The organism is Myceligenerans halotolerans (assembly GCF_054782975.1).
Genome location: NZ_BAAGRL010000006.1, coordinates 157,003 through 177,808, shown reverse-complemented (window position 1 = coordinate 177,808; position 20,806 = coordinate 157,003). Strand labels below are relative to the sequence as shown.

The window sequence follows — 20,806 nt, the reverse complement described above, 5'->3', positions numbered from 1 at the left end:
CCAGGCATCGTCCCAGGTCCACCGCGGACCTGGTTATGAACGGGCCGCCGCCGATGCCAGGATGGACGCATGAGCCTCTACGACATCCCCTTCCGCCGGATGGACGGCAGCGAGACCACGCTCGCCGACCACGCCGACGACGTCGTCCTTGTCGTCAACGTCGCGTCCCGCTGCGGCCTCACGCCCCAGTACACGGCGCTCGAGCAGCTGCAGAAGGCCTACTCCGACCGCGGGTTCACCGTGATCGGGTTTCCCAGCAACCAGTTCTTCCAGGAGTACGGCAGCAACGAGAAGGTCGCCGAGTTCTGCTCCACGACCTACGGCGTGACCTTCCCCGTCGTGGACCGCGTCAAGGTGAACGGGCGCCACACGCATCCGCTGTACGCCGAGCTCAAGAAGACCGCCGACGCCGACGGCCACTCCGGTCGCGTGCGCTGGAACTTCGAGAAGTTCCTCGTCCTCCCGGGCGGCGAGGTGCGCCGCTTCGACCCGCACACGGTCCCGGACGCCCCGGAGGTCGTCGAGGAGATCGAGACCCATCTCCCCCGCTGACCCACCCGGGCCATGAAGTCTCCGTCGCCGGCATGAGCCTGGCGCACGTCGCACTCTGGCGACGCGCGGCAAGCTCGTGGTCAGGGCGGGAACCTCGTGCCGGCGCTATTCCAGCGGCGGCGGGCTGCCGTTGACGCGCTCCTGGCCTGCCGGCACGTCCGGTCGCGTGGCTGTGACGTCGCGCGGGATCATCGAGAAGCCCTGCCAGTGGGACTCCATCGGGCTCTGATCCTCGTCCCGTGGCACGTGGTGGAACCCGACCGCCACCCACGACACGACGTCGTCCAGCTCCTGCCGGTCGGCGACGTAGTCCGGGACGCCGCGGCCGCAGTGGCCGTCCCGGTTCGCGGTCGCGAACAGCTCGCAGTCCGCCGCCTCGGTGAAGGCGATGTCGTAGCCGCCGTGCTCGTGCCCGTCGTCCCGCGTGAACGTGAACGACGACGACGCGCCCAGGTCGATCTCGTAGCTGACCGGGTGCCCGTCGTCGTTCAGGCGGTCCGGGTTCAGCACGCGCCACCAGCGACGGTTCTGCATCTTCCGCGTGTCCTCGCGGCCGATCTTCTCCAGGCTGCCGACCACCACCCAGGACTCCGGGCCCATCTCGTCCGTGTCCCCGGCGTCGTACTGCTCGACCCCCAGCCCACCGCGCCCGCCGAGCGCCCAGTGCACCTTCCACACCACGTTGTGCGAGTGGCTGGCCGCGTGGTCGTGGTCGCCCTCCCCGACGGCCCAGCCATGCTGATCATCGGTGTAGTCCGCCGGCGACAGGTCCCCGGTGGCGCCGAGCTCGGGAGTGATCGAGCCGTCCGCGCCGAACGTGTACTGCGTGACGTACTCGTACCAGCCCACCTTCGACACGGTCGACAGCCGCAGGTCCTTCCGGCGTTCCACCAGCGGCTCGGACCCCGGCGCCTCGCCGGTCGCGTGGTAGGCGATGCCGCCGTCCACCGTCTCCCGGCAGAGCACCTCGCGTGTCTCGACGCCTCCGACGCTGCCGTCGCCGAACACGGGCATGTCCGCCGTCACGCGCTCTCCCCCGCACGACTTCTCGTTGAGCGTCAGCATCGAGCGTCCGCCGAACCCCTGCGACGTGATGTCCTCGGTGTTGCGCAGGCCGGAGTCGTACGGCACCTCGAGCTGCCCGATCGTGAGCGACGCGAGCACCTGCATCTGCTTGTGCCCCACCGGCGCGAAGGTCACGTCCTCCAGCACCAGCCCCGTGTTGTGGTCGACCCGCCAGCACATGCTCCAGGCCGAGCCGCTGCTGAGCGTCTGCGTGACGGGCTCGTTCTCGGCGCAGTCGGGTTCCTCGATCGCCGCCGACGACATCGATGCGCCCCGAGGCACCCGCTCGTCCCCCGTGGTGGGCTCCGCGGACACCACCAGCAACGTGACGACCACCGCCGCGATGGCGGCGAGGCAGACGACCATCACCGCCACGATCCCCGTCTGACCCGGCCACGACCGCCGTCGTTCACCACTCTGATCCGGCACCCTGCTACCCCCTGAAAGTCGCTGGTGAGACCCCTCGCTCCCACCGATCTTCAGGCACGGACCGGCCCGGCGCGACTTGCGTCACGCCGGGCCGGTCTCGCTGTCATGGTGGTCCGGATCGCCGGCCGGCGAGCGGCCGGCGATCCGGACGGTTCGTCATCGGAGGTTCATCACCTGCCGACGACGGATCAGGATCGCACCCGCTGCGAGCAGCAGGAACGACATCACCGCGAGCATCGACGCGTCCGAACCGGTCGCGGCGAGCTGACCCCCGCCGTTGCCGTTGCCGGACTTGCCGTGGCCGTTGTGGTGGCCGTGCCCGTTGTCGCCGTCACCGGAGCCGTTGCCGTCCCCGTCACCGTCGCCACCGTTGCACTTGCAATCGCCGTCGCCGTTCCCGTCGCCATCTCCGTTGCCGTTGCCGTCGTGGACGACGACGTCGAAGCCGGCGATGGCGTGGTCACCGTGAACGGTGCTGGTTGCGATGCCCACGTGCGGGCCGGCGGTGAAGTCGGCCGGGACCGTGAAGGTCCAGCTGACGACGCCGTCCGCGTCCGCCGCCGTGCCCATGAGGGCGACCGGCGACGAGTGGATCAGCCCGACGACGACCTCACCCGGGTGGAAACCCGAGGCGTAGAACGTCTGGCTGTCACCCGGCTCGACCGTGCCGTGCTCGAACCACGCGTCCAGCGCACGGGCGACACCCTCCGGACCGCAGACCGCGATCGGCACCGAGGCACCGTCGCCGCCGTCCTCCGGCGTGGCGATGATCTCGTGCAGACCCGGGTCCGAGCCCTCCGGCACCGTGATGATCACCTGGAACCCGCACTGCTCGTTCACCGTGACCATGACCGGGTCGCCCAGGGGCTCACCGTCCGGACCGTAGAGCTGCACCTCGACCTCGGCGCCGGCCTCGAAGCCCATCCCGGTGACGAGCACGTCGTCACCGACCGTCACGACCTCGGTCGTGGCGAACAGGGCCGGGTTGGAGCACTCGCCGCCGGGGCCGCCGTCATCGTCGCTCACCGTCAGCGGAGCTTCCGCCGGGGTACCCGTGGTGTCGTCGGTACCGATCACCATGTAGTCGCCCGGCTCGGCGTCCTCCGGAACCATGAGCGGCATGGTGAACATGCCGTTCTCGTCCGTCGGAACATCCTCGATCGGGTCGCCCACAGGGTTGCCGTCGGGGTCAACGAGCTGCACGGTCACGGTGCTGTCGGGCGTGTAGCCCTCACCGGTCACGTCAGTGGTCTCACCCGCGTAGACCTCGGACGGGTCGACCGACAGCGTCGGGTCGATACCGTCCGCGGGGTTCACGGTCAGCGGGGTCTCGGCGGACTCGTCGGTCTCGTCGTCCGTGCCGATCACCGTGTAGTCGCCCGGCTCGGCGTCCTCCGGGACACACAGGTCCACCGAGAACGCACCGTTCTCGTCCGTGTCGGCCGAGATCGGGTCACCCACGGGGTTACCGTCGGCGTCCGTCAGCTGCACCGTCACCGTCGAGTTCGGCGTGTAGCCCTCACCCGACACCACCGTGCACTCGCCCGGCTCGACCTCGGTCGGGTCGACCGAGATGGACGGACCGTCGCCGTCACCATCGGTCACCGTCAGCGGGGCCTCCGCCGGGGTGTCCGTCGTGTCGTCCGTACCAACCACCGTGTAGTCACCCGGCTCGGCGTCCTCCGGAACCATGAGCGGCGTGGTGAACTCACCGTTCTCGTCCGTCGGAACATCCTCGATCGGGTCACCCACCGGGTTGCCATCGGAGTCGACCAGCTGCACGGTCACGGTGCTGTCAGGCGTGTAGCCCTCACCGGTCACGTCAGTCGACTCACCCGGAGCAACCTCGGACGGGTCGACCGACAGCGTCGGGTCGATCTCACCCGGGCCGCCGTCACCGTCGGTCACCGTCAGCGGAGCCTCCGCCGACTCGTCGGTCTCGTCGTCCGTACCGATCACCGTGTAGTCGCCCGGCTCGGCGTCCTCCGGGACACACAGGTCCACGGTGAACGCACCGGTCTCGTCGGTCTCGGCCGTGATCGGGTCGCCGACGGGGTTACCGTCCGCGTCGACCAGCTGAACGGTCACGGTGCTGTCAGGCGTGTAGCCCTCACCGGACACCTCCGTGCACTCACCCGGGTCAACCTCGGTCGGGTCCACCGTCAGAGTCGGGTCGATCTCACCCGGACCACCGTCACCGTCGGTCACCGTCAGCGGGGCCTCCGCCGGGGTGTCCGTGGTGTCGTCGGTGCCAATCACCATGTAGTCGCCGAGCTCGGCGTCCTCCGGAACCATGAGCGGCGTGGTGAACTCACCGTTCTCGTCCGTCGGAACATCCTCGATCGGGTCACCCACCGGGTTGCCATCGGCATCGACCAGCTGCACGGTCACGGTGCTGTCAGGCGTGTAGCCCTCACCGGTCACGTCAGTCGACTCACCCGGAGCAACCTCGGACGGATCCACCGACAGCGTCGGGTCGATCTCACCCGGACCACCGTCACCGTCGGTCACCGTCAGCGGGGCCTCCGCCGGAGTGTCCGTCGTGTCGTCCGTACCGACCACCGTGTAGTCACCCGGCTCGGCATCCTCCGGAACGGTCAGCGGCGTGGTGAACATGCCGTTCTCGTCCGTCGGAACATCCTCGATCGGGTCACCCACCGGGTTACCGTCGGAGTCGACCAGCTGCACGGTCACGGTGCTGTCAGGCGTGTAGCCCTCACCGGTCACGTCAGTCGACTCACCCGGAGCAACCTCAGACGGATCCACCGACAACGTCGGATCGATACCGTCCACCGGAATCACCGTCAGCGGAGTCTCGGCCGGCGTACCGGTCTCGTCGTCCGTGCCGATGATGGTGTACTCGCCGGGCTCGGTCTCCTCCATGATCACGGCGGGGAGCACGAAGCTGCCCGTCTCGTCCGTGGTGGTGGTCACCGGGTCGCCGACGGGGTTGCCGTCGGGGTCGACGAGCTGGATCGTCACGGTGTTGTCGGGCGTGTACCCGTCACCGATGATGTCCGTGGTGTCCCCCGGAGCGACCGTGTCGGGGTCAGCGACGATCGTCGGGGCGATCCCGTCGACCGGGTTCACGGTCAGCGGGGTCTCGGCCGACTCGTCGGTCTCGTCGTCCGTACCGATCACCGTGTAGTCACCCGGCTCCGCGTCCTCCGGAACACACAGATCCACGGAGAACGCACCGTTCTCGTCCGTGTCGGCCGAGATCGGGTCACCCACGGGGTTACCGTCGGCGTCCGTCAGCTGCACCGTCACCGTCGAGTTCGGCGTGTAGCCCTCACCCGACACCACCGTGCACTCGCCCGGCTCGACCTCGGTCGGGTCGACCGAGATGGACGGACCGTCGCCGTCACCATCGGTCACCGTCAGCGGGGCCTCCGCCGGGGTGTCCGTCGTGTCGTCCGTACCGACCACCGTGTAGTTGCCCGGCTCGGCGTCCTCCGGGACACACAGGTCCACGGAGAACGCACCGTTCTCGTCCGTGTCGGCCGAGATCGGGTCACCCACCGGGTTGCCATCGGCGTCGACCAGCTGCACGGTCACGGTGCTGTCGGGCGTGTAGCCCTCACCGCTGACCACCGTGCACTCACCCGGAGCAACCTCGGTCGGGTCGACCGACAACGTCGGGTCGATACCGTCCGCAGGGGTCACGGTCAGCGGAGCCTCGGCCGGCGTACCGGTCTCGTCATCCGTACCGACCACCGTGTAGTCACCCGGCTCGGCGTCCTCCGGAACCATGAGCGGCGTGGTGAACTCACCGTTCTCGTCCGTCGGAACATCCTCGATCGGGTCACCCACCGGGTTGCCATCGGAGTCGACCAGCTGCACCGTCACCGTCGAGTCAGGCGTGTAGCCCTCACCGGTCACGTCAGTCGACTCACCCGGAGCAACCTCAGACGGATCCACCGACAACGTCGGATCGATACCGTCGACCGGCGTCACCGTCAGCGGAGCCTCCGCCGGGGTATCCGTCGTATCGTCCGTACCGACCACCGTGTAGTCACCCGGCTCCGCATCCTCCGGAACACACAGATCCACCGAGAACGCACCGTTCTCGTCCGTGTCGGCCGAGATCGGGTCACCCACGGGGTTACCATCGGCATCCGTCAGCTGCACCGTCACCGTCGAGTTCGGCGTGTAACCCTCACCCGACACCACCGTGCACTCACCCGGAGCAACCTCGGTCGGGTCGACCGACAACGTCGGGTCGATCTCGTCGACCGGCGTCACCGTCAGCGGGGCCTCCGCCGGGGTGTCCGTCGTATCGTCCGTACCGACCACCGTGTAGTCACCCGGCTCCGCATCCTCCGGAACACACAGATCCACCGAGAACGCACCGTTCTCGTCCGTCGGAACATCCTCGATCGGGTCACCCACGGGGTTACCATCGGCATCCGTCAGCTGCACCGTCACCGTCGAGTTCGGCGTGTAACCCTCACCCGACACCACCGTGCACTCACCCGGAGCAACCTCGGTCGGGTCGACCGACAACGTCGGGTCGATCTCGTCGACCGGCGTCACCGTCAGCGGGGCCTCCGCCGGGGTGTCCGTCGTATCGTCCGTACCGATCACCGTGTAGTCACCCGGCTCCGCGTCCTCCGGAACACACAGGTCCACCGAGAACGCACCGTTCTCGTCCGTGTCGGCCGAGATCGGGTCACCCACCGGGTTACCGTCGGCATCCGTCAGCTGCACCGTCACCGTCGAGTTCGGCGTGTAACCCTCACCCGACACGACCGTGCACTCACCCGGAGCAACCTCGGTCGGGTCGACCGTCAGCGTCGGGTCAATCGGCGCGGGCGTGATCACGACAGGAGTCTCGGCCGGGGTCCCGGTCTCGTCGTCCGTGCCGATGATCGTGTAGTCGCCCGGCGGCGTGTCCGGAGTCGAGCAGAGTTCGATGGTGAACTCGCCGTTCTCGTCCGTGTCGGCCGTGATGGGGTCACCCACCGGGTTGCCGTCGGCGTCGGTCAGCTGCACGGTCACCGTCGAGTTCGGCGTGTAGCCCTCACCCGAGACCTCCGTGCACTCCCCGGCCGGGAACTCTGTCGGGTCGGCCGTGATGACCGGCTCGATGGCGTCCAGCCCGCAGGCGTCGATACGGACACCGGAGTTACCCAGCCCGATGCTGCCCAGCTCACCCTGCATCAGACCCAGCCAGAGTGCCGAGACCTCGAGCGACGCAAGCGCGTCCTCGCCCGTGTCAGTGGTACAGGTCGCCGTCTCCTGGTGGTTGATCTGCAGCGAGATGAACTGCGTGATCACGTCGAACACCGGCGACAGCGCGGTCCCGATGGTCTCCGTGACCAGGCCCGTCTTGATGTCGGTGATCAACAACTCGAACACCTGGGCGCCCTCATCACTGATGAGGAAGTCGTACACGGCCGCGAATATGGGAGTCAGCAGCGCACCACCGGTGTTGATCGTGGTGGCCAGCGTCTGGCAGAGAAGCGTCGCCGTCACGCCCGAGCAGTTCGTCTCGACCGGCGGGAAGTCCCCGCTGGCCGCGTCGGCCAGGTTGACCGTCCACGTCACGTCGACGACGTCGCCGGGGAGCGGACCTTCCTGGAACCAGTTGCAGCTGATCGTGACGGCGCTCAGCGATTCCTCGATGGCGGTCGCCATGATCTGAATGGCTTCCTCCATCAGCTCGTGCACGCCCTCGGCGATCTGCGGATACGTCTGATCGTCAATGACCTCGTAGTTCGGCGCTAGACCGTTCATCCCTGCATCGTCGCCACCGCCCCACGGGTCATTGCCCTCGACCAGGTGCTCCAGGTGGATCTCCGCCGTGCCCGTGGAGAAGTCGATCGTGACGAGCTGGTTCGCCGACGTGAGCGGCTCCCCCACCACGGCATTGACGATCGTCCCCTGCATGTTCGAGTCGACCGAGCACTCCGGGGCCGGAAGGCCCGGAACATTCAGCGCACTGACGAGGTCGGCGACGTCGAATACCTGATTGACCAGGTCCTCGACCGTCGTGTCGATCTGACCGCCCAGGTCGAAGATCTGGCCGGCGGCGTCCTCGATCAGCGGCGAGTGCATCAGCAGCGACGCGTCGCCCAGAATGTACTGCCCGGGTCCGGTCACGCCGCCGTCCGGGTCGAGGAACTCGCCGTCCTCGGCGATCACCTCGGAGCCCAGTGCACCGAGCTGGAGGTCGAGCTGGTCGACTGCCAGGTCCGTGATCCCGCTCACACCGGCAGTGTCCGCGAGGGCAAGCAGGTCCAGGGTTGTCGTTCCCCAGTCTCCCTCGTCCGTCCCGTCGATCGTCACGCCGCCGTCGGGGCCGATCACGCCGGAGGCGGCACGACCGTCGAGCGGCGAGGTGGCCTCGCTCGTGCTGGCGAGTGCCCCGAGCTGTCCGAGATCCATGAACTCGTCGACGGGGATCGCGACGTCGCCCAGCGACAGCAGCTGCCCCCCGAGCAGGTCGACGTCCAGGTTCTCGGTGTTGGGGCCCGGGTCGGTGTCCCAGCCGGCCACCGACGTGGCAGCGCCGAGGAGCTCAGTCTCCATGAGCTCCGACATCAGCACGCTCGCCCCTGCCTCCGCAGGGTCGTCAGGATAGGTGTCGAGCACCGCCTGTGCGGGGACGCTCAATCCGGCAACGCAGAGTGCGGCGCCGGCACCGATTGCGACCGGCCGCTGCCATTTGGCGCGGCCTCGCAATCGGTGTCGTCGTGAAGACAACTGTGTTCGCCTCAAAGGAACTCACTCCTCACAGGTTGCGCCGTCTGGGCGGCGTCGGAATAACGACGGGACCACGAAAAAGCACACACGAGTCCCACGTTCAGCGAACACAAGATCGAGGGGAAATGCATGCCCTGTCATCAGATATGCCCCAGCGCAGGCGAGCGCAACATGGCGCACTCGGGCCATACAGGTAGCGCTATTACGAAATAGCCCGATCTTTCCCCGTCATCATGGAAAGAGTGAAACCGCCACTGAAGACAATTTCACCCCTCATATGACGCGGCAAACCCGGACCGCCCCCGGGGGGCGGTCCGGGCCGGAACCCTATGCCTCGGCGGCCGCCCACCGTGGTGGGCATTCCTCCGCCAGGCGGATGAGGTCCCTGCGGTCACGGATACCCAGGCGGTGGTAGACCTGCCGCAGGCGGTTCACGACGGTCCGCTCCGAGACGAACACCGATTCCGCGATCTTCGAGTTCGTGGCACCTTTCAGAGCGAGCCGCACCATGGTCCGCTCGTCCCGGCGCAGCCCCTCCCACCGGTTGCTCGCCACGGCGCCTCCCGACGCGGTCTGCGCCGTGTCGATGCCCCGCGTCCACCCGGCCAGCCCGGCCAGCTGCGCGAGCGTCCGGCCGCGGTCGAACGCCGCCACGGCGACGCCGGCGTCTCCCCGGGCCGCGCGGAAGCGGCCGTAGGCGACGAGCGTCCGCACGTGCTGGCGGATCGAGGCCGGGGGCGTCGAGGCGCGAACCGCGTCGTCGAAGGCGCCCAGGGCATGGTCCCCGTCCGCGAGCAGCGCGGCGCCGCGCGCCGCGGCGGCGCGCAGGTCCGCGGACAGAGTGCCGCACTCGCTGACGACGGCGCCTCCGGCGGCGGCGGGAAGTGCCTGGACGTCGCCCGCGGACACCGCCGCGTCCACCAGGTCGGCCCGGACCATCACCGGGCACTGGTAGGGCCACCGGCACTGCTCGGCGGACACGGCCAGCAGAGACACCGCCTCCCGCGCGCGCCCCAGCAGCAGGTGGGCGGCTCCGACGTCGGCCGCGAACTCCGCCGCCGCGCGCGGTGACCAGTTCCCGAGGGTTTCGGGGACGCCCGCGTCCGGCACCCGGCCGTCGATGGCGGCGTCGGCGAGCGCGGTCAGTCCGCGCAGCACGAGCCATCCGTCGCACCCGGGGCGCAACCGGCGCACGGCGTCGAGGTGGCGGCGCACGTCGTGGAACTGTCCCTCGACCGCTGCGACCATCGCCCCGCTGAGGCTCCGCGCCACCTGCTCGGCGGCCCCCCGGACGTCGTCGTCCACGTGCGCCGCCACGAGCGCGCGGGCTCCGGACACGTCGCCGAGCATGAGCCGCATCCGCGTCTGCAGGTGCAGGCCCAGCCAGTGCTGGCCGGACGTGTCACCGACCGTGTCCAGGTCGGCGCGAAGCTGGTCCGGGTCGTGCACGGCGCCCTCGGCCTCGACGGCGAGCGCGGCGGCGGCGAGGCGCGCTCCCGCCGCACGGTCGGGCTCGTCGTGCCCGGCGGAGGCCCGCCACCACACGTGGTCGGCCCACTCACGGCAGTCGACCGCCCTCGTCGTGCCCGTGCGCGGAATGCCCCACGTCTGCCCGGTCAGCACCGACACGGTGAAGGCCAGGGCGCGGTTCTTCGGACACTCCACGGACAACGGGCCGGCTCGCAGCACCGGGTTGAGTTCCTGCATGTGCAGGCCGCGGAGCATCGACTCGCTCTTGCGTTCCGTCGTCGGTGCGGCCGGGCGCTCGGCCCCGCTCCGCTCGGCGCAGAGCACCGCGACCAGCGGATGTCGGAGGAACCACGTTCCGCCGCGCAGTTCGGCGAGACCCAGGTCGGCGAGTTTGCCCAGGGACGGGTCGTCGCCGAGTCCGGCCGCGCCGTCCCACGGCTCCTCACCGAGGCTCGATCCGGTCTGGCGCAGCACGAAGGACGCAAGCAGGTCCGCCCCGGGTTCGTCGATCTTCTCGAGGAGATGGCGGTAGGTCCGCTGGGCCGCGGAACCGGCTGTGTCGGGACCGTGCCAGAGCGCCCCGCCGCGCAGCTGCGCGACGGAGAGGTCCTGGGCCAGTTCGAGGGCGAGCCGGGGATTTCCGGCGCTCCACCAGGTGATCCGCTCGACGACGTCCGCCGCGATCGCCAGGCCGAGCGCGTCGGTGAGGAAGTGGCGTAGCGCCGGCGCCGCGAGGGGACCGAGGCGGAGGACGTCGAGCTCGTCCGGCAGCGCGCCGGGTGTGAGTTCCTCGGCGGCGACGATGAGCCGGCAGTCCAGTGCGAACGCCTCGTCGGCCAGGTGCTGCAGCCAGGAGAGCCGCTCCTCGGTCAGCACGCCGGCGTCGTCGACGAACACGACACGAGGGATCGTTCCGCCGAGGTTCTCGATGACGCTCTCGAAGAATCCGGTCGCGGCGTCCCGGTCCGCGTCGGACGGGACGACCGTGAGGTCGGAGCGTTCCGTGTCCCCGAGGAATCGTGCGTGGGGCCGGCGCGACCAGATCCTCTGCACGCGAAGCACCGGGACGTCAGGGCCCAGTCCGCGCAGCGCGTGCATGACCGTCGCGGTCTTTCCGGAACCGCTCGGTCCGACAACCAGCAATGTCCGGGGGTCGATCTCCGAGGCAACCCCGGCGATCGTCCGCATTTCCCGGTCTCGTCCGTGAAGCGTGTATTCGCGCACATTCTCCATAGCCATGCCGACGACTTGTCGAGGCTCACCATCGAGCACTCGAGGCGATACTGTCCGTGTCCTCACGCGCACCCACCCCCTTTTTGTGGCAGCGGTTACTTTTCCTGGGGGTGCGATGCGAGTGTATGACGAAAATGCGATCTTGCTTGGTGTATGCAAGTGGTGCAGGTGGGATTAATGGATGCTTGCCGGAATTGTGCTCGGCGGACACCAGCCCGTGCCGAGCTCCCCTTACCCGCCCGACACGAGCGTCAACCGCACCGAGACGGGCACCAGGTACGACGCGTCGGGCAGCCAGCCGCACCACGTCCGACTCAATGCCAACGGCGACGGCGGCCCCGGGACGAGACGGTGCCGCAGGGCCAGCCGCTTGGCGGCGCCCTCGTCGCTCAGCGTCACATTGACGGTCAGCCCGTCGATCCGTATCGGCTCTGCATCCTCGCTCCCGGGCACCACCTCGACCGCTTCCTGCTGGATCCTCAGAGCCAGGCTGTCCAGGCGGGCGAAACTGTCGATGACCTCGTGGAACCGGAACTCCGCATCGATGCTCATGCACCCCAGACGCGAGAACGCCGGAGATGTCACACCACTTTGGGAAATTCCTGAGCCGACTCCCAGGAGCCGCCCGGCCCCGCGGTTCCGGCTCGCCCCCGCTCAGCCCGCCAGGACGTCGGCGATCACGCGCGGCACGGCATCCGCCAGGGCCGACGCCGACACCGGACCGCCGCCGCTGGCCAGGGCCGCGGCCCGCCCGTGCAGCACGACGGCGGCCGCGGCGACCCGGCTCGTCAGCGCGGGATCGGCGAGCACATCGTCCGCCCGGGAGGCGAGCAGGGCGCCCAGCAGGCCGGCCAGGACGTCGCCGGCACCTGCCGTGGCGGTCCATGCGGGCGCCTCGGCCTGCGTGAACGTCGCGCCCGAACCGACCACCACCGTGACGGCCCCCTTCAGCAGCACCGTCGCGCCCGTCGCACGTTGCGCCGCACGCGCCCACCGCACCGGCTCGGCCTCGACATCCGCCCGGTCCACCTCGTGACCGAGCCCGCGCATCAGTTCCGCCAGCTCCCGGGCGTGCGGGGTGAGAACCGCGATCTCCGGGAGCCGGTGCTCCAGCATCGCCATGGCACCGGCGTCGATGACCGCGGGGACGACGCCGCCGGTGACCTCCGCGTCGAGCACCCCGGTCACGGCCGCCAGCGCGCCGTAGACGCGCCGGTCCTGCCCGGCGTCGGAACCGTCGGAGGGGATGCCCGGGCCGAGCACCCAGGACTGCACCCGCCCGCCCGCGGTGACGACCTCGGGGTGCCGGGTCAGGATCCGGTCGGTCACCGCCGTCGGGCCGAGCGCACGCACCATGCCCGCACCCGCGCGGACCGCTCCCGCGGTCACGAGGACCCCGGCGCCAGGGTACTTCTCGGTCCCGGCCACGACGCCCACGACACCACGTGTGTACTTGTGATCACGCACGCCGGGAACGCGCAGCACGTCGGCGACGTCGGCGTCCTCCATCCGCAGCGTGCCCGGGACCTGCGGCCCCTGTGCCGCCCCGATCCCGACGTCGGCCACCTCCACGGCGCCGGCGAGGTGGGCGGCCGGCGGGAGGAGGAGGCCGGGCTTGTGGGCGCCGAACGTCACGGTCCGGTCGGCCGGGAGCACAGGGCCCGGCACGGAGCCGTCGTCGACCCCGATGCCGCTTGGTACGTCGACGGCGACCACCCAGGGCCACGGGGTTCCGGCCGCCTCGGCCGTCGTCCGCGACTCCACGAGCGCCCGGACGATCCCGCCGGAGGGCGGGCGGAGCGCGCCACGCGACCCGACACCGACGAGTCCGTCGAGGACGACGTCCGCCGCCTCGGCCCGTTCGACGACGACCGGGACGCGCAGCTCGGACCGGGTGATCACCTCGGCACCGGCAGCCTCGAGCGCCGCGAGGCCCTCGTCGTGCACCGTGCCGGCCACGAGGAACGCGGTGACCCGGATGCCGGACCGCGCCAGGTGGGCACCGGCGAAGAGGGCGTCGCCGCCGTTGTTCCCGGCGCCGACGAGCAGCACCGCCCGCGCGCCGTGCGCGGCGTTCCGGGCGGGGCCGCCGCGACGGGGAGGCCGGACACGGCCGGGTCCCGGCAGGCCGTCCGACCCGAGGGCGCCGGCGAGCCGGAGCCGCGGGGGGTCGCCCGCGGACCGCCGTCGGGCGACGTCCGCGACCGCCGTCCGGGCGAGCGCCCACGCAGCACGTTCCATGAGGGGTGCCCCCGCGTCGAGCAGCGGTTTCTCCGCCGCACGCATCTCGTCTGCCGTCCATGCCTCGATCACGGGCCCTATGATGCCTGCTTTTTGTCACGGTTCGGTAAGGCAACGTTCCCCGCCGTCGTCGGACCGGCGATCCGGGGGCCCGCGAGCAGGAGGAGTACGCCTGTGGACAAGGGGCGACACCTGCCCGCGCAACCTCCTAGGCTCAGGGGCATGCGATTCGGACTCTTCATTCCGCAGGGCTGGCGGCTCGATCTCGTGAGCATCGCCCCCGAGGACCACTGGTCGACAATGTTGTCGCTGCTGCACCGGGCCGAGAACCAGGCGGCGGGCGAGGCCGTCCCAGGCGGCGGCTTCGCCTGGGAGTCGGCCTGGGTCTACGACCACTTCCACACCGTGCCGTTGCCCACGCAGGAGGCGACGCACGAGGCATGGACGCTGATGGCGGCGTTCGCGGCGGCCTCGCAGCGGGTGCGCCTGGGCCAGATGTGCACGTGCATGGCCTACCGGGAGCCGACCTATCTCGCGAAGGTGGCCTCGACCGCGGACGTGATCTCCGGCGGGCGCATCGAGATGGGCATCGGCGCCGGCTGGTACGAGCACGAGTGGCGCGCCTACGGCTATGGCTTCCCGACGGCGGGCGAGCGGCTGCGCGCGCTGGACGAGGGCGTGCAGATCATGGAGAACATGTGGCGCACCGGCTCCTCGGGCACGTTCGACGGCCAGCGGTACCAGGTCGACGGCGCCCGCTGCTACCCGCAGCCGCTGCAGCAGCTCCCGGTGGGCGACGGCGGTGCCGAGGTGCCGAGCATCCCCCTGTGGATCGCGGGCGGGGGCGAGAAGAAGACGTTGCGCATCGCCGCACAGCACGCGCAGTACACGAACTTCGCGGGCGATCCGGAGGGCTTCGCGCACAAGTCGTCGGTGCTCCAGGGGCACTGCGAGGACCTGGGCCGCGACTTCGACCAGATCACGCGCTCGGCCAACTACAACGTCGTGATCGGCGCTACCGAGAAGGAGGTCGCCGACCGGCTCGCCTGGATCGAGGAGCACCTGCGCCGGTGGGCGCCGGACCACGCCGAACGCGAGATGGACGAGTGGCGGAAGACCTACCTGTCCGGCACGCCGGAGCAGATCGTGGAGAAGCTGCGCGCGGTCGAGGAACTCGGCATGACGTACGCGATCACGTACTTCCTGGAGGCCGCGTACGACCAGTCCGGCATCGAGCTGTTCGAGAAGCAGGTCATCCCGGAGCTGCAGTGATCATCGGGGTGGGGATCGACGTCGTCGACGTCGACCGTTTCATGGCGACGCTGGAACGCACGCCCCGGCTCCGCGAGAAGCTGTTCACGCCCGCCGAGCGGGACCTGCCGCCGTCGTCGCTGGCGGCACGGTTCGCCGCGAAGGAGGCCATCGCGAAGGCGCTCGGCGCCCCGGACGGCATGCGCTGGCACGACGCGACGGTGCATCGCGTGGTCGGCGGGCCGCCCGAGGTCGAGCTCATCGGGACGGTCGCCGCGCGCGCGGACGAGCTGGGCGTGCGGCACTGGCACCTGACGATCTCGCACGACGCGGGGATCTCATCGGCGATGGTGATCGCCGAGGGGTGACCTCTCGCAGCCTCGGGCGGCACGTGATCGTTCCGTCGCATCCGGAACGATCTGCCCCTACTCCACCGTGACCGACTTCGCCAGGTTGCGCGGCTGGTCCACGTCCAGGCCCTTGGCCGTGGCCAGGGCCATCGCGAAGATCTGCAGCGGGACGACGGCGAGCAGGGGCTGCAGCAGCGTCGGCGCCTTCGGGATCCAGAAGACCTCGTCGGCGTACTTGCGCACCTCGTCGTCGCCGTCCTCGGCGATGACGAGGGTGCGGGCGCCGCGAGCCCGGATCTCCTGGATGTTCGAGACCACCTTGGAGTGCAGCGAGTCCCGTCCGCGCGGCGAGGGAACGACGACGAACACGGGCTGCCCCTCGTCGATCAGCGCGATCGGGCCGTGCTTGAGTTCGCCGGCCGCGAAGCCCTCGGCGTGGATGTAGGCCAGCTCCTTGAGCTTGAGCGCACCCTCCAGCGCGACCGGGAAGCCGACGTGCCGGCCGAGGAACAGCACCTTGTCGCTCGTACTCATCGAGCGGGCCGTGGCGCGCACGTACTCGCCGCGCTCGATGACGGTCTGGATCTTGCGCGGCATGTCACGCAGGTCGTCCAGGAGCGCGGCGATCTCGTCGGGGAACTTGTTCCCGCGCAGCTGCGCCAGGTACAGCCCCAGCAGGTACGCGGCGGTGATCTGGGCCAGGAACGCCTTGGTGGAGGCGACGGCGATCTCCGGTCCAGCGTGCGTGTAGAGCACGGCGTCGGACTCGCGCGGGATCGTCGAGCCGTGCGTGTTGACGATCGAGACGACCTTGGCGCCCTGCTCGCGCGCGTGCCGCACGGCCATCAGCGTGTCCATGGTCTCGCCGGACTGGGTCACGGCGACCACGAGCGTCTTCTCGTCCACGATCGGGTCCCGGTACCGGAACTCGTGGGCGAGCTCCACCTCGACCGGGATGCGGCACCAGTGCTCGATCGCGTACTTCGCCACGTGGCCGGAGTAGGCGGCGGTGCCGCAGGCGATCACGATGATCTTGTTCACGGCGCGCAGCACCGACTCGTCGATCCGCAGGTCGTCCAGGACGAGGTTGCCGGCGGCGTCGGTCCGGCCGAGCAGGGTGTCGGCGACGGCGTGCGGCTGGTCGTGGATCTCCTTGTCCATGAAGGAGTCGAAGCCGCCCTTCTCGGCGGCCGCCGCGTCCCAGTCCACCGTGTAGCGCTTCGCCTCCACCGGGTGCCCGGCGAAGTCCGTCACCTCGACCGACGACGGCGTGATCGTCACGACCTGGTCCTGGCCGAGCTCCATCGCCTCGTTCGTGTGAGCGATGAACGCGGCGACGTCCGACCCCAGGAAGTTCTCACCGTCACCGAGCCCGACGACCAGCGGCGAGTCGTGTCGCGCGCCCACCACCATCGCGGGATGGTCCGCGTGCACGGCAAGCAGGGTGAACGTGCCCCGGAGGCGCCGCGCCGCGGCGGCCATGGCACGCGTCAGGTCTCCCGTCGCGCGGTACTCCCGGGCGACGAGATGCGCGGCCACCTCGGTGTCGGTCTCGGAACGGAACTCCGCGCCCTCGGCGGCGAGCTCGCCACGCAGTTCGCTGAAGTTCTCGATGATCCCGTTGTGGATCACGGCGAGCCGGTCACCGTCGGCGAGATGCGGGTGGGCGTTCGTGTCCGTCGGGCCGCCGTGTGTCGCCCAGCGCGTGTGGCCGATGGCCGACGTCGCCGCCGGGAGCGGACGCAGATCGAGCTCCTCCACGAGGTTGGCGAGCTTTCCGGCTTTCTTCGCGGTGGCGATGCCGTCGATACCGGGACCCACGAGCGCCACACCCGCCGAGTCGTACCCGCGGTACTCCAGCCGCCGCAGCCCCTCGAGCGCGACGGCCAGGGGTGTCGCCGACCCGCCTGTCTCCTGATCGGACTGATCGGAGCCGCGCGCGCCCTGCTGGTCCGCGCCGACGCCGCTCAGGCCCGTGTATCCGACGATTCCGCACATGGTCGGGAGTCTACCCGCGCCCTCTTACCATAAGTACGCCGCCCTTACAAGATCGAATGCCGCCTTTCACCCGCATCGTGGCGCGGCACGAAGCACACCTGCGGGTGGTGCAGAATCGTGCGAGTGGCACATCACTCTTCGACCACGATCGGTGAGCACCTGCTGTCGCTGGCGCCGGCATCGCCGTACGTGGACCTCGATCGTGCGGCCTGGAGCCGCCTCTCCGCGTCGACTCCCCTCCCGCTGACCGACGACGACGTCGATCGGCTCCGGGGGCTCGGCGACCCTATCGACCTGGACGAGGTCGACGCCGTCTACCGCCCGCTGTCGCGTCTGCTCAACCTCTACGTCAATGCGGTGACCGGCCTGCACGGGGCCACGGCGGCGTTCCTCCACGAGCAGCCGCCGCGGACCCCGTACGTCATCGGCGTCGCCGGCTCGGTCGCCGTCGGGAAGTCGACCACGGCGCGGATCCTGCGCGAGATGCTGGCCCGCTGGCCCTCGACGCCGCGCGTCGAGCTCATCACCACGGACGGCTTCCTCTACCCGAACACCGAGCTGGCGCGGCGCGGTCTCATGGAACGCAAGGGCTTCCCCGAGGCGTACGACCGGCGGGCCCTGATCCGGTTCCTGTCGCGGATCAAGGCCGGACAGGACGAGGTCCGCGCCCCGCGCTACTCGCACACGATCTACGACATCGTGCCCGGTGAGGAGGTGGTGATCCGCAAACCCGACGTCCTCATCGTCGAGGGCCTGAACGTGCTCCAGCCGGCCCGGCCGTCCGCGATCGACGAGTCGACCGTCGCCGTCAGCGACTACTTCGACTTCTCCATCTACGTGGACGCTCGCACCCGGAACATCCGCCAGTGGTACGTCGACCGGTTCCTGCAGCTGCGGCGCACGGCCTTCCAGCGCCCGGAGTCCTACTTCCGCAAGTACGCCGACCTGTCCGACGACGACGCGGTCACCCGTGCCCTGGCCATCTGGGAGTCCATCAACGCGCCGAACCTGGAGCAGAACATCCTGCCCACGCGCGGCCGCGCCACACTGGTGCTCACGAAGGGCGCCGACCACAAGGTCCAGCGGGTCCGCCTGCGCAAGCTCTGACGGGTGTCTTCCGGAGCCGCCGGGCTCGGCCCGGCGGGCGCTCCTGCGTCGCATCCTCGGTCTTTGCCACCATTCCGGCGGCCCGGGACCGGTTGCGTCGCGCGAGCTCGTGAGCGAACGCGAAGCGGGTGGGCGATCCGTGCTGCCGCCTATGCCGCCGTGCGTTCGCCGGATGCTGCCGCGGTGTCCAGGACGCTGTCGTCGTCGTGTTCGTAGTCGGGATGGCGGCGCTGGAACCACATCACGACCTTGTCGATGACGAATCCGGCCGTGACCCCGAAGACGATGCCGGCACCGATGGCGAGCAGCGGCTCGTGCCCGAGCCAGGCCGCCGCGAGGATCCCGATGCCCGCCGAGTACAGCGACCACATCACCGAGGCGATCGCCGCGATGATCATGAACCGGCGCCGTGGATAGTGCACGGCTCCCGCCGTCATGTTCACGGCGACCCGCCCGATCGGGATGTACCGCGCCGCCAGGATGAACGACGCTCCGCGCCGCTCCAGGACGCGCTCCGCCCGGGCCACGATCCGTCTGCCCCGCTCGGAACGCAGGAACGGCACCCGCTCGGTACCAATCGCGCGACCGATCTGGTAGGCGATCTGGTCTCCGGCCCACGCGCCGAGCGCGCCCATCACGAGGACCAGGGGCAACCAGGGAACCCCGGTGCTGTGCGCCGACACGGCCAGCGTGATGAGCACGGACTCGCTCGGCAGCGGCGGGAAGAAGCCGTCCACGGTCGCGAACCCGAACATGGCGGCATAGACCCAGGGCGACGCCGCGAGGTCGAGGACCCAGAGCTCGAGGGCTTCCAGGAAGGCATAGATCGGTTCCAGCACGCGCTAAGAGTAAGCAGCCGGGCACCCTGATTGTCACCAGGGTTCGTCCCTGATTCGCGGCCCTGACCCACGGCCCTACCGATACCCACCCAACCCCGAGACGCGCCCTCTGGCGTCAGGCCGCGCCCGCTCTCGCGGCTCCGGGACGCGCACTCAGAGCGCCAGGTTCTCCCGCACCGCCGTGGCCAGGTGCTCCGCCTCGGTCTCCGCCTGGTGCTGCGTCGCGGCCTCGACCATGACCCGGACCACCGGTTCGGTCCCACTCGGGCGCAGGAGCACCCGTCCGGTGTCACCGAGCCGTTGTTCCGCCGCGGTCACGGCGGCCTTCACGCCGTCGTCACTCCCCGCACGCGACTTGTCCACGCCCTCCACGTTCACGAGCGTCTGCGGGAGCCGCCGGATGTCCGAGCCCAGCTCGGCAAGACGACGGCCGGCCGTCTTGACGCGCGCCGCCAGGTGCAGCGCGGTGAGCACGCCGTCGCCGGTGGTGGCGTGGTCGGCGAGGATGATGTGCCCGGACTGCTCGCCGCCCAGGCCGTACCCCTTCGCCCGCATCTCCTCGAGCACGTACCGGTCCCCGACGGCGGTCTGCACGGTGCTGATCCCGGCCTCGCGCATCGCGAGGAGCAGCCCGAGGTTAGACATCACGGTCACGACCAGCGTGCTGTCCGGCAGCCGCCCCTCGGCCTTCAGGGCCGAGGCCAGGATGCCCAGGATCTGGTCGCCGTCGACGATCTCTCCCGTGTGGCCGACGGCGATGCACCGGTCGGCGTCGCCGTCGAACGCCACACCGAAGTCCGCCTCCGAGGCTACGACCACCGCCTGCAGCTGCTCCGGGTGCGTAGAACCACACTTCTCGTTGATGTTCCGCCCGTCAGGGCTGGCGTTGATGACGACGACGTCCGCCCCGGCGTCGCGCAGCGCCTGGGGACCCACCTCGCTGGCCGCCCCGTTCGCGCAGTCGAGCGCGATCCGCAGCCCCTCGAGGGGGCGGTGCTCCAGCGTGGTCCCGATGCTCTCGGTGAGGTACTTGACGTACTTCGCGGCGGCGAGTCCGGGATCGAGGCGGATGCGGCCGACGCCGGCGCCCACGGGGCGCACCCACTCGTCGGCCAGCACTGCCGCGATGGCGTCCTCGACGGCGTCGTCCAGCTTGAGCCCGCCCCGCTGGAAGAACTTGATGCCGTTGTCCGGCATCGCGTTGTGCGACGCCGAGATCATGACACCCAGGTCCGTGTCCAGCTCACTGACCAGATAGGCCAGGGCCGGGGTGGGCAGGACGCCGAGATCGATCACGTCGACCCCGGCCGAGGCCAGGCCGGCGGCCACGGCGCCGGAGAGCAGCTCTCCCGATGCCCGCGGGTCCCGCCCGACGACCGCCCGCGGACGGGGGCCCAGGATCTCGCCCTGGGCGGTCAGCACCCGGGCCGCGGCGCTCCCCAGCGAGAGCGCCAGCTCCGCGGTGATGTCGCGGTTGGCGAGCCCTCGCACGCCGTCGGTGCCGAACAGCCTGCCCATGTGTCGTGTCCCTCCGTGCCGAAAGATGTGCGACCCAGGTTAGTG

The 20,806-nt window shown here is 70.1% G+C and carries 12 protein-coding genes; 4 read left to right on the top strand and 8 right to left on the bottom strand.

From position 1 onward, the window contains the following. Window positions 1-69: 69 nt before the first annotated feature. A complete protein-coding gene (locus ACYVK5_RS04060; RefSeq protein ID WP_460702052.1) occupies window positions 70-552 on the top strand; it encodes a glutathione peroxidase in 483 nt (160 codons plus the stop codon). A 105-nt stretch (window positions 553-657) separates the two neighbouring features. Here the strand turns inward: ACYVK5_RS04060 and ACYVK5_RS04055 are convergent, their stop codons facing one another. The 5 genes from ACYVK5_RS04055 to ACYVK5_RS04035 all read right to left on the bottom strand — a co-directional run bounded on the left by ACYVK5_RS04055 (window position 658) and on the right by ACYVK5_RS04035 (window position 13,770). Beyond that, complete coding sequence (locus ACYVK5_RS04055; protein WP_460702050.1) at window positions 658-1,983, bottom strand: copper amine oxidase; 1,326 nt, start codon at window positions 1,981-1,983, stop codon at window positions 658-660. Window positions 1,984-2,202: 219 nt separating this feature from the next. Beyond that, complete coding sequence (locus ACYVK5_RS04050) at window positions 2,203-8,664, bottom strand: choice-of-anchor G family protein (protein ID WP_460702048.1); 6,462 nt, start codon at window positions 8,662-8,664, stop codon at window positions 2,203-2,205. A gap of 417 nt (window positions 8,665-9,081) precedes the next feature. Beyond that, window positions 9,082-11,412 carry a LuxR C-terminal-related transcriptional regulator gene (locus ACYVK5_RS04045; RefSeq protein WP_460702046.1) on the bottom strand — a complete coding sequence of 777 codons (2,331 nt, stop codon included), beginning with the start codon at window positions 11,410-11,412 and terminating at the stop codon, window positions 9,082-9,084. A gap of 276 nt (window positions 11,413-11,688) precedes the next feature. Continuing rightward, window positions 11,689-12,009, bottom strand: a complete 321-nt coding sequence (locus tag ACYVK5_RS04040) for a hypothetical protein (protein ID WP_460702045.1) — start codon at window positions 12,007-12,009, stop codon at window positions 11,689-11,691. Between the two features lie 102 nt (window positions 12,010-12,111). Beyond that, window positions 12,112-13,770 carry a bifunctional ADP-dependent NAD(P)H-hydrate dehydratase/NAD(P)H-hydrate epimerase gene (locus ACYVK5_RS04035; protein ID WP_460702043.1) on the bottom strand — a complete coding sequence of 553 codons (1,659 nt, stop codon included), beginning with the start codon at window positions 13,768-13,770 and terminating at the stop codon, window positions 12,112-12,114. Window positions 13,771-13,920: 150 nt separating this feature from the next. Here ACYVK5_RS04035 and ACYVK5_RS04030 point away from each other — a divergent pair, with 150 nt between their 5' ends. Together ACYVK5_RS04030 and ACYVK5_RS04025 are read left to right on the top strand one after the other, a co-directional pair. Next, complete coding sequence (locus ACYVK5_RS04030) at window positions 13,921-14,970, top strand: LLM class F420-dependent oxidoreductase (RefSeq protein WP_460702041.1); 1,050 nt, start codon at window positions 13,921-13,923, stop codon at window positions 14,968-14,970. Further along, window positions 14,967-15,317, top strand: coding sequence for a holo-ACP synthase (locus tag ACYVK5_RS04025; protein WP_460702039.1), 351 nt, complete (start codon window positions 14,967-14,969; stop codon window positions 15,315-15,317). Before ACYVK5_RS04030 ends, ACYVK5_RS04025 begins: the two co-directional genes overlap by 4 nt. Window positions 15,318-15,374: 57 nt before the next feature. Here the strand turns inward: ACYVK5_RS04025 and glmS are convergent, their stop codons facing one another. Then, entirely contained in the window at window positions 15,375-17,297 is a 1,923-nt protein-coding gene (gene glmS / locus ACYVK5_RS04020; protein ID WP_460702037.1) for a glutamine--fructose-6-phosphate transaminase (isomerizing), read from the bottom strand. A gap of 123 nt (window positions 17,298-17,420) precedes the next feature. Here glmS and coaA point away from each other — a divergent pair, with 123 nt between their 5' ends. After that, window positions 17,421-18,404, top strand: coding sequence for a type I pantothenate kinase (coaA, locus tag ACYVK5_RS04015; protein WP_460702035.1), 984 nt, complete (start codon window positions 17,421-17,423; stop codon window positions 18,402-18,404). Window positions 18,405-18,553: 149 nt separating this feature from the next. Here coaA and ACYVK5_RS04010 read toward each other — a convergent pair whose 3' ends face one another. Next, window positions 18,554-19,243, bottom strand: coding sequence for a DedA family protein (locus tag ACYVK5_RS04010; protein ID WP_460702033.1), 690 nt, complete (start codon window positions 19,241-19,243; stop codon window positions 18,554-18,556). Between the two features lie 153 nt (window positions 19,244-19,396). After that, window positions 19,397-20,761: a phosphoglucosamine mutase gene (gene glmM, locus ACYVK5_RS04005; protein WP_460702031.1), complete on the bottom strand. Its 1,365-nt coding sequence runs from the start codon at window positions 20,759-20,761 to the stop codon at window positions 19,397-19,399. Window positions 20,762-20,806 lie beyond the last annotated feature (45 nt).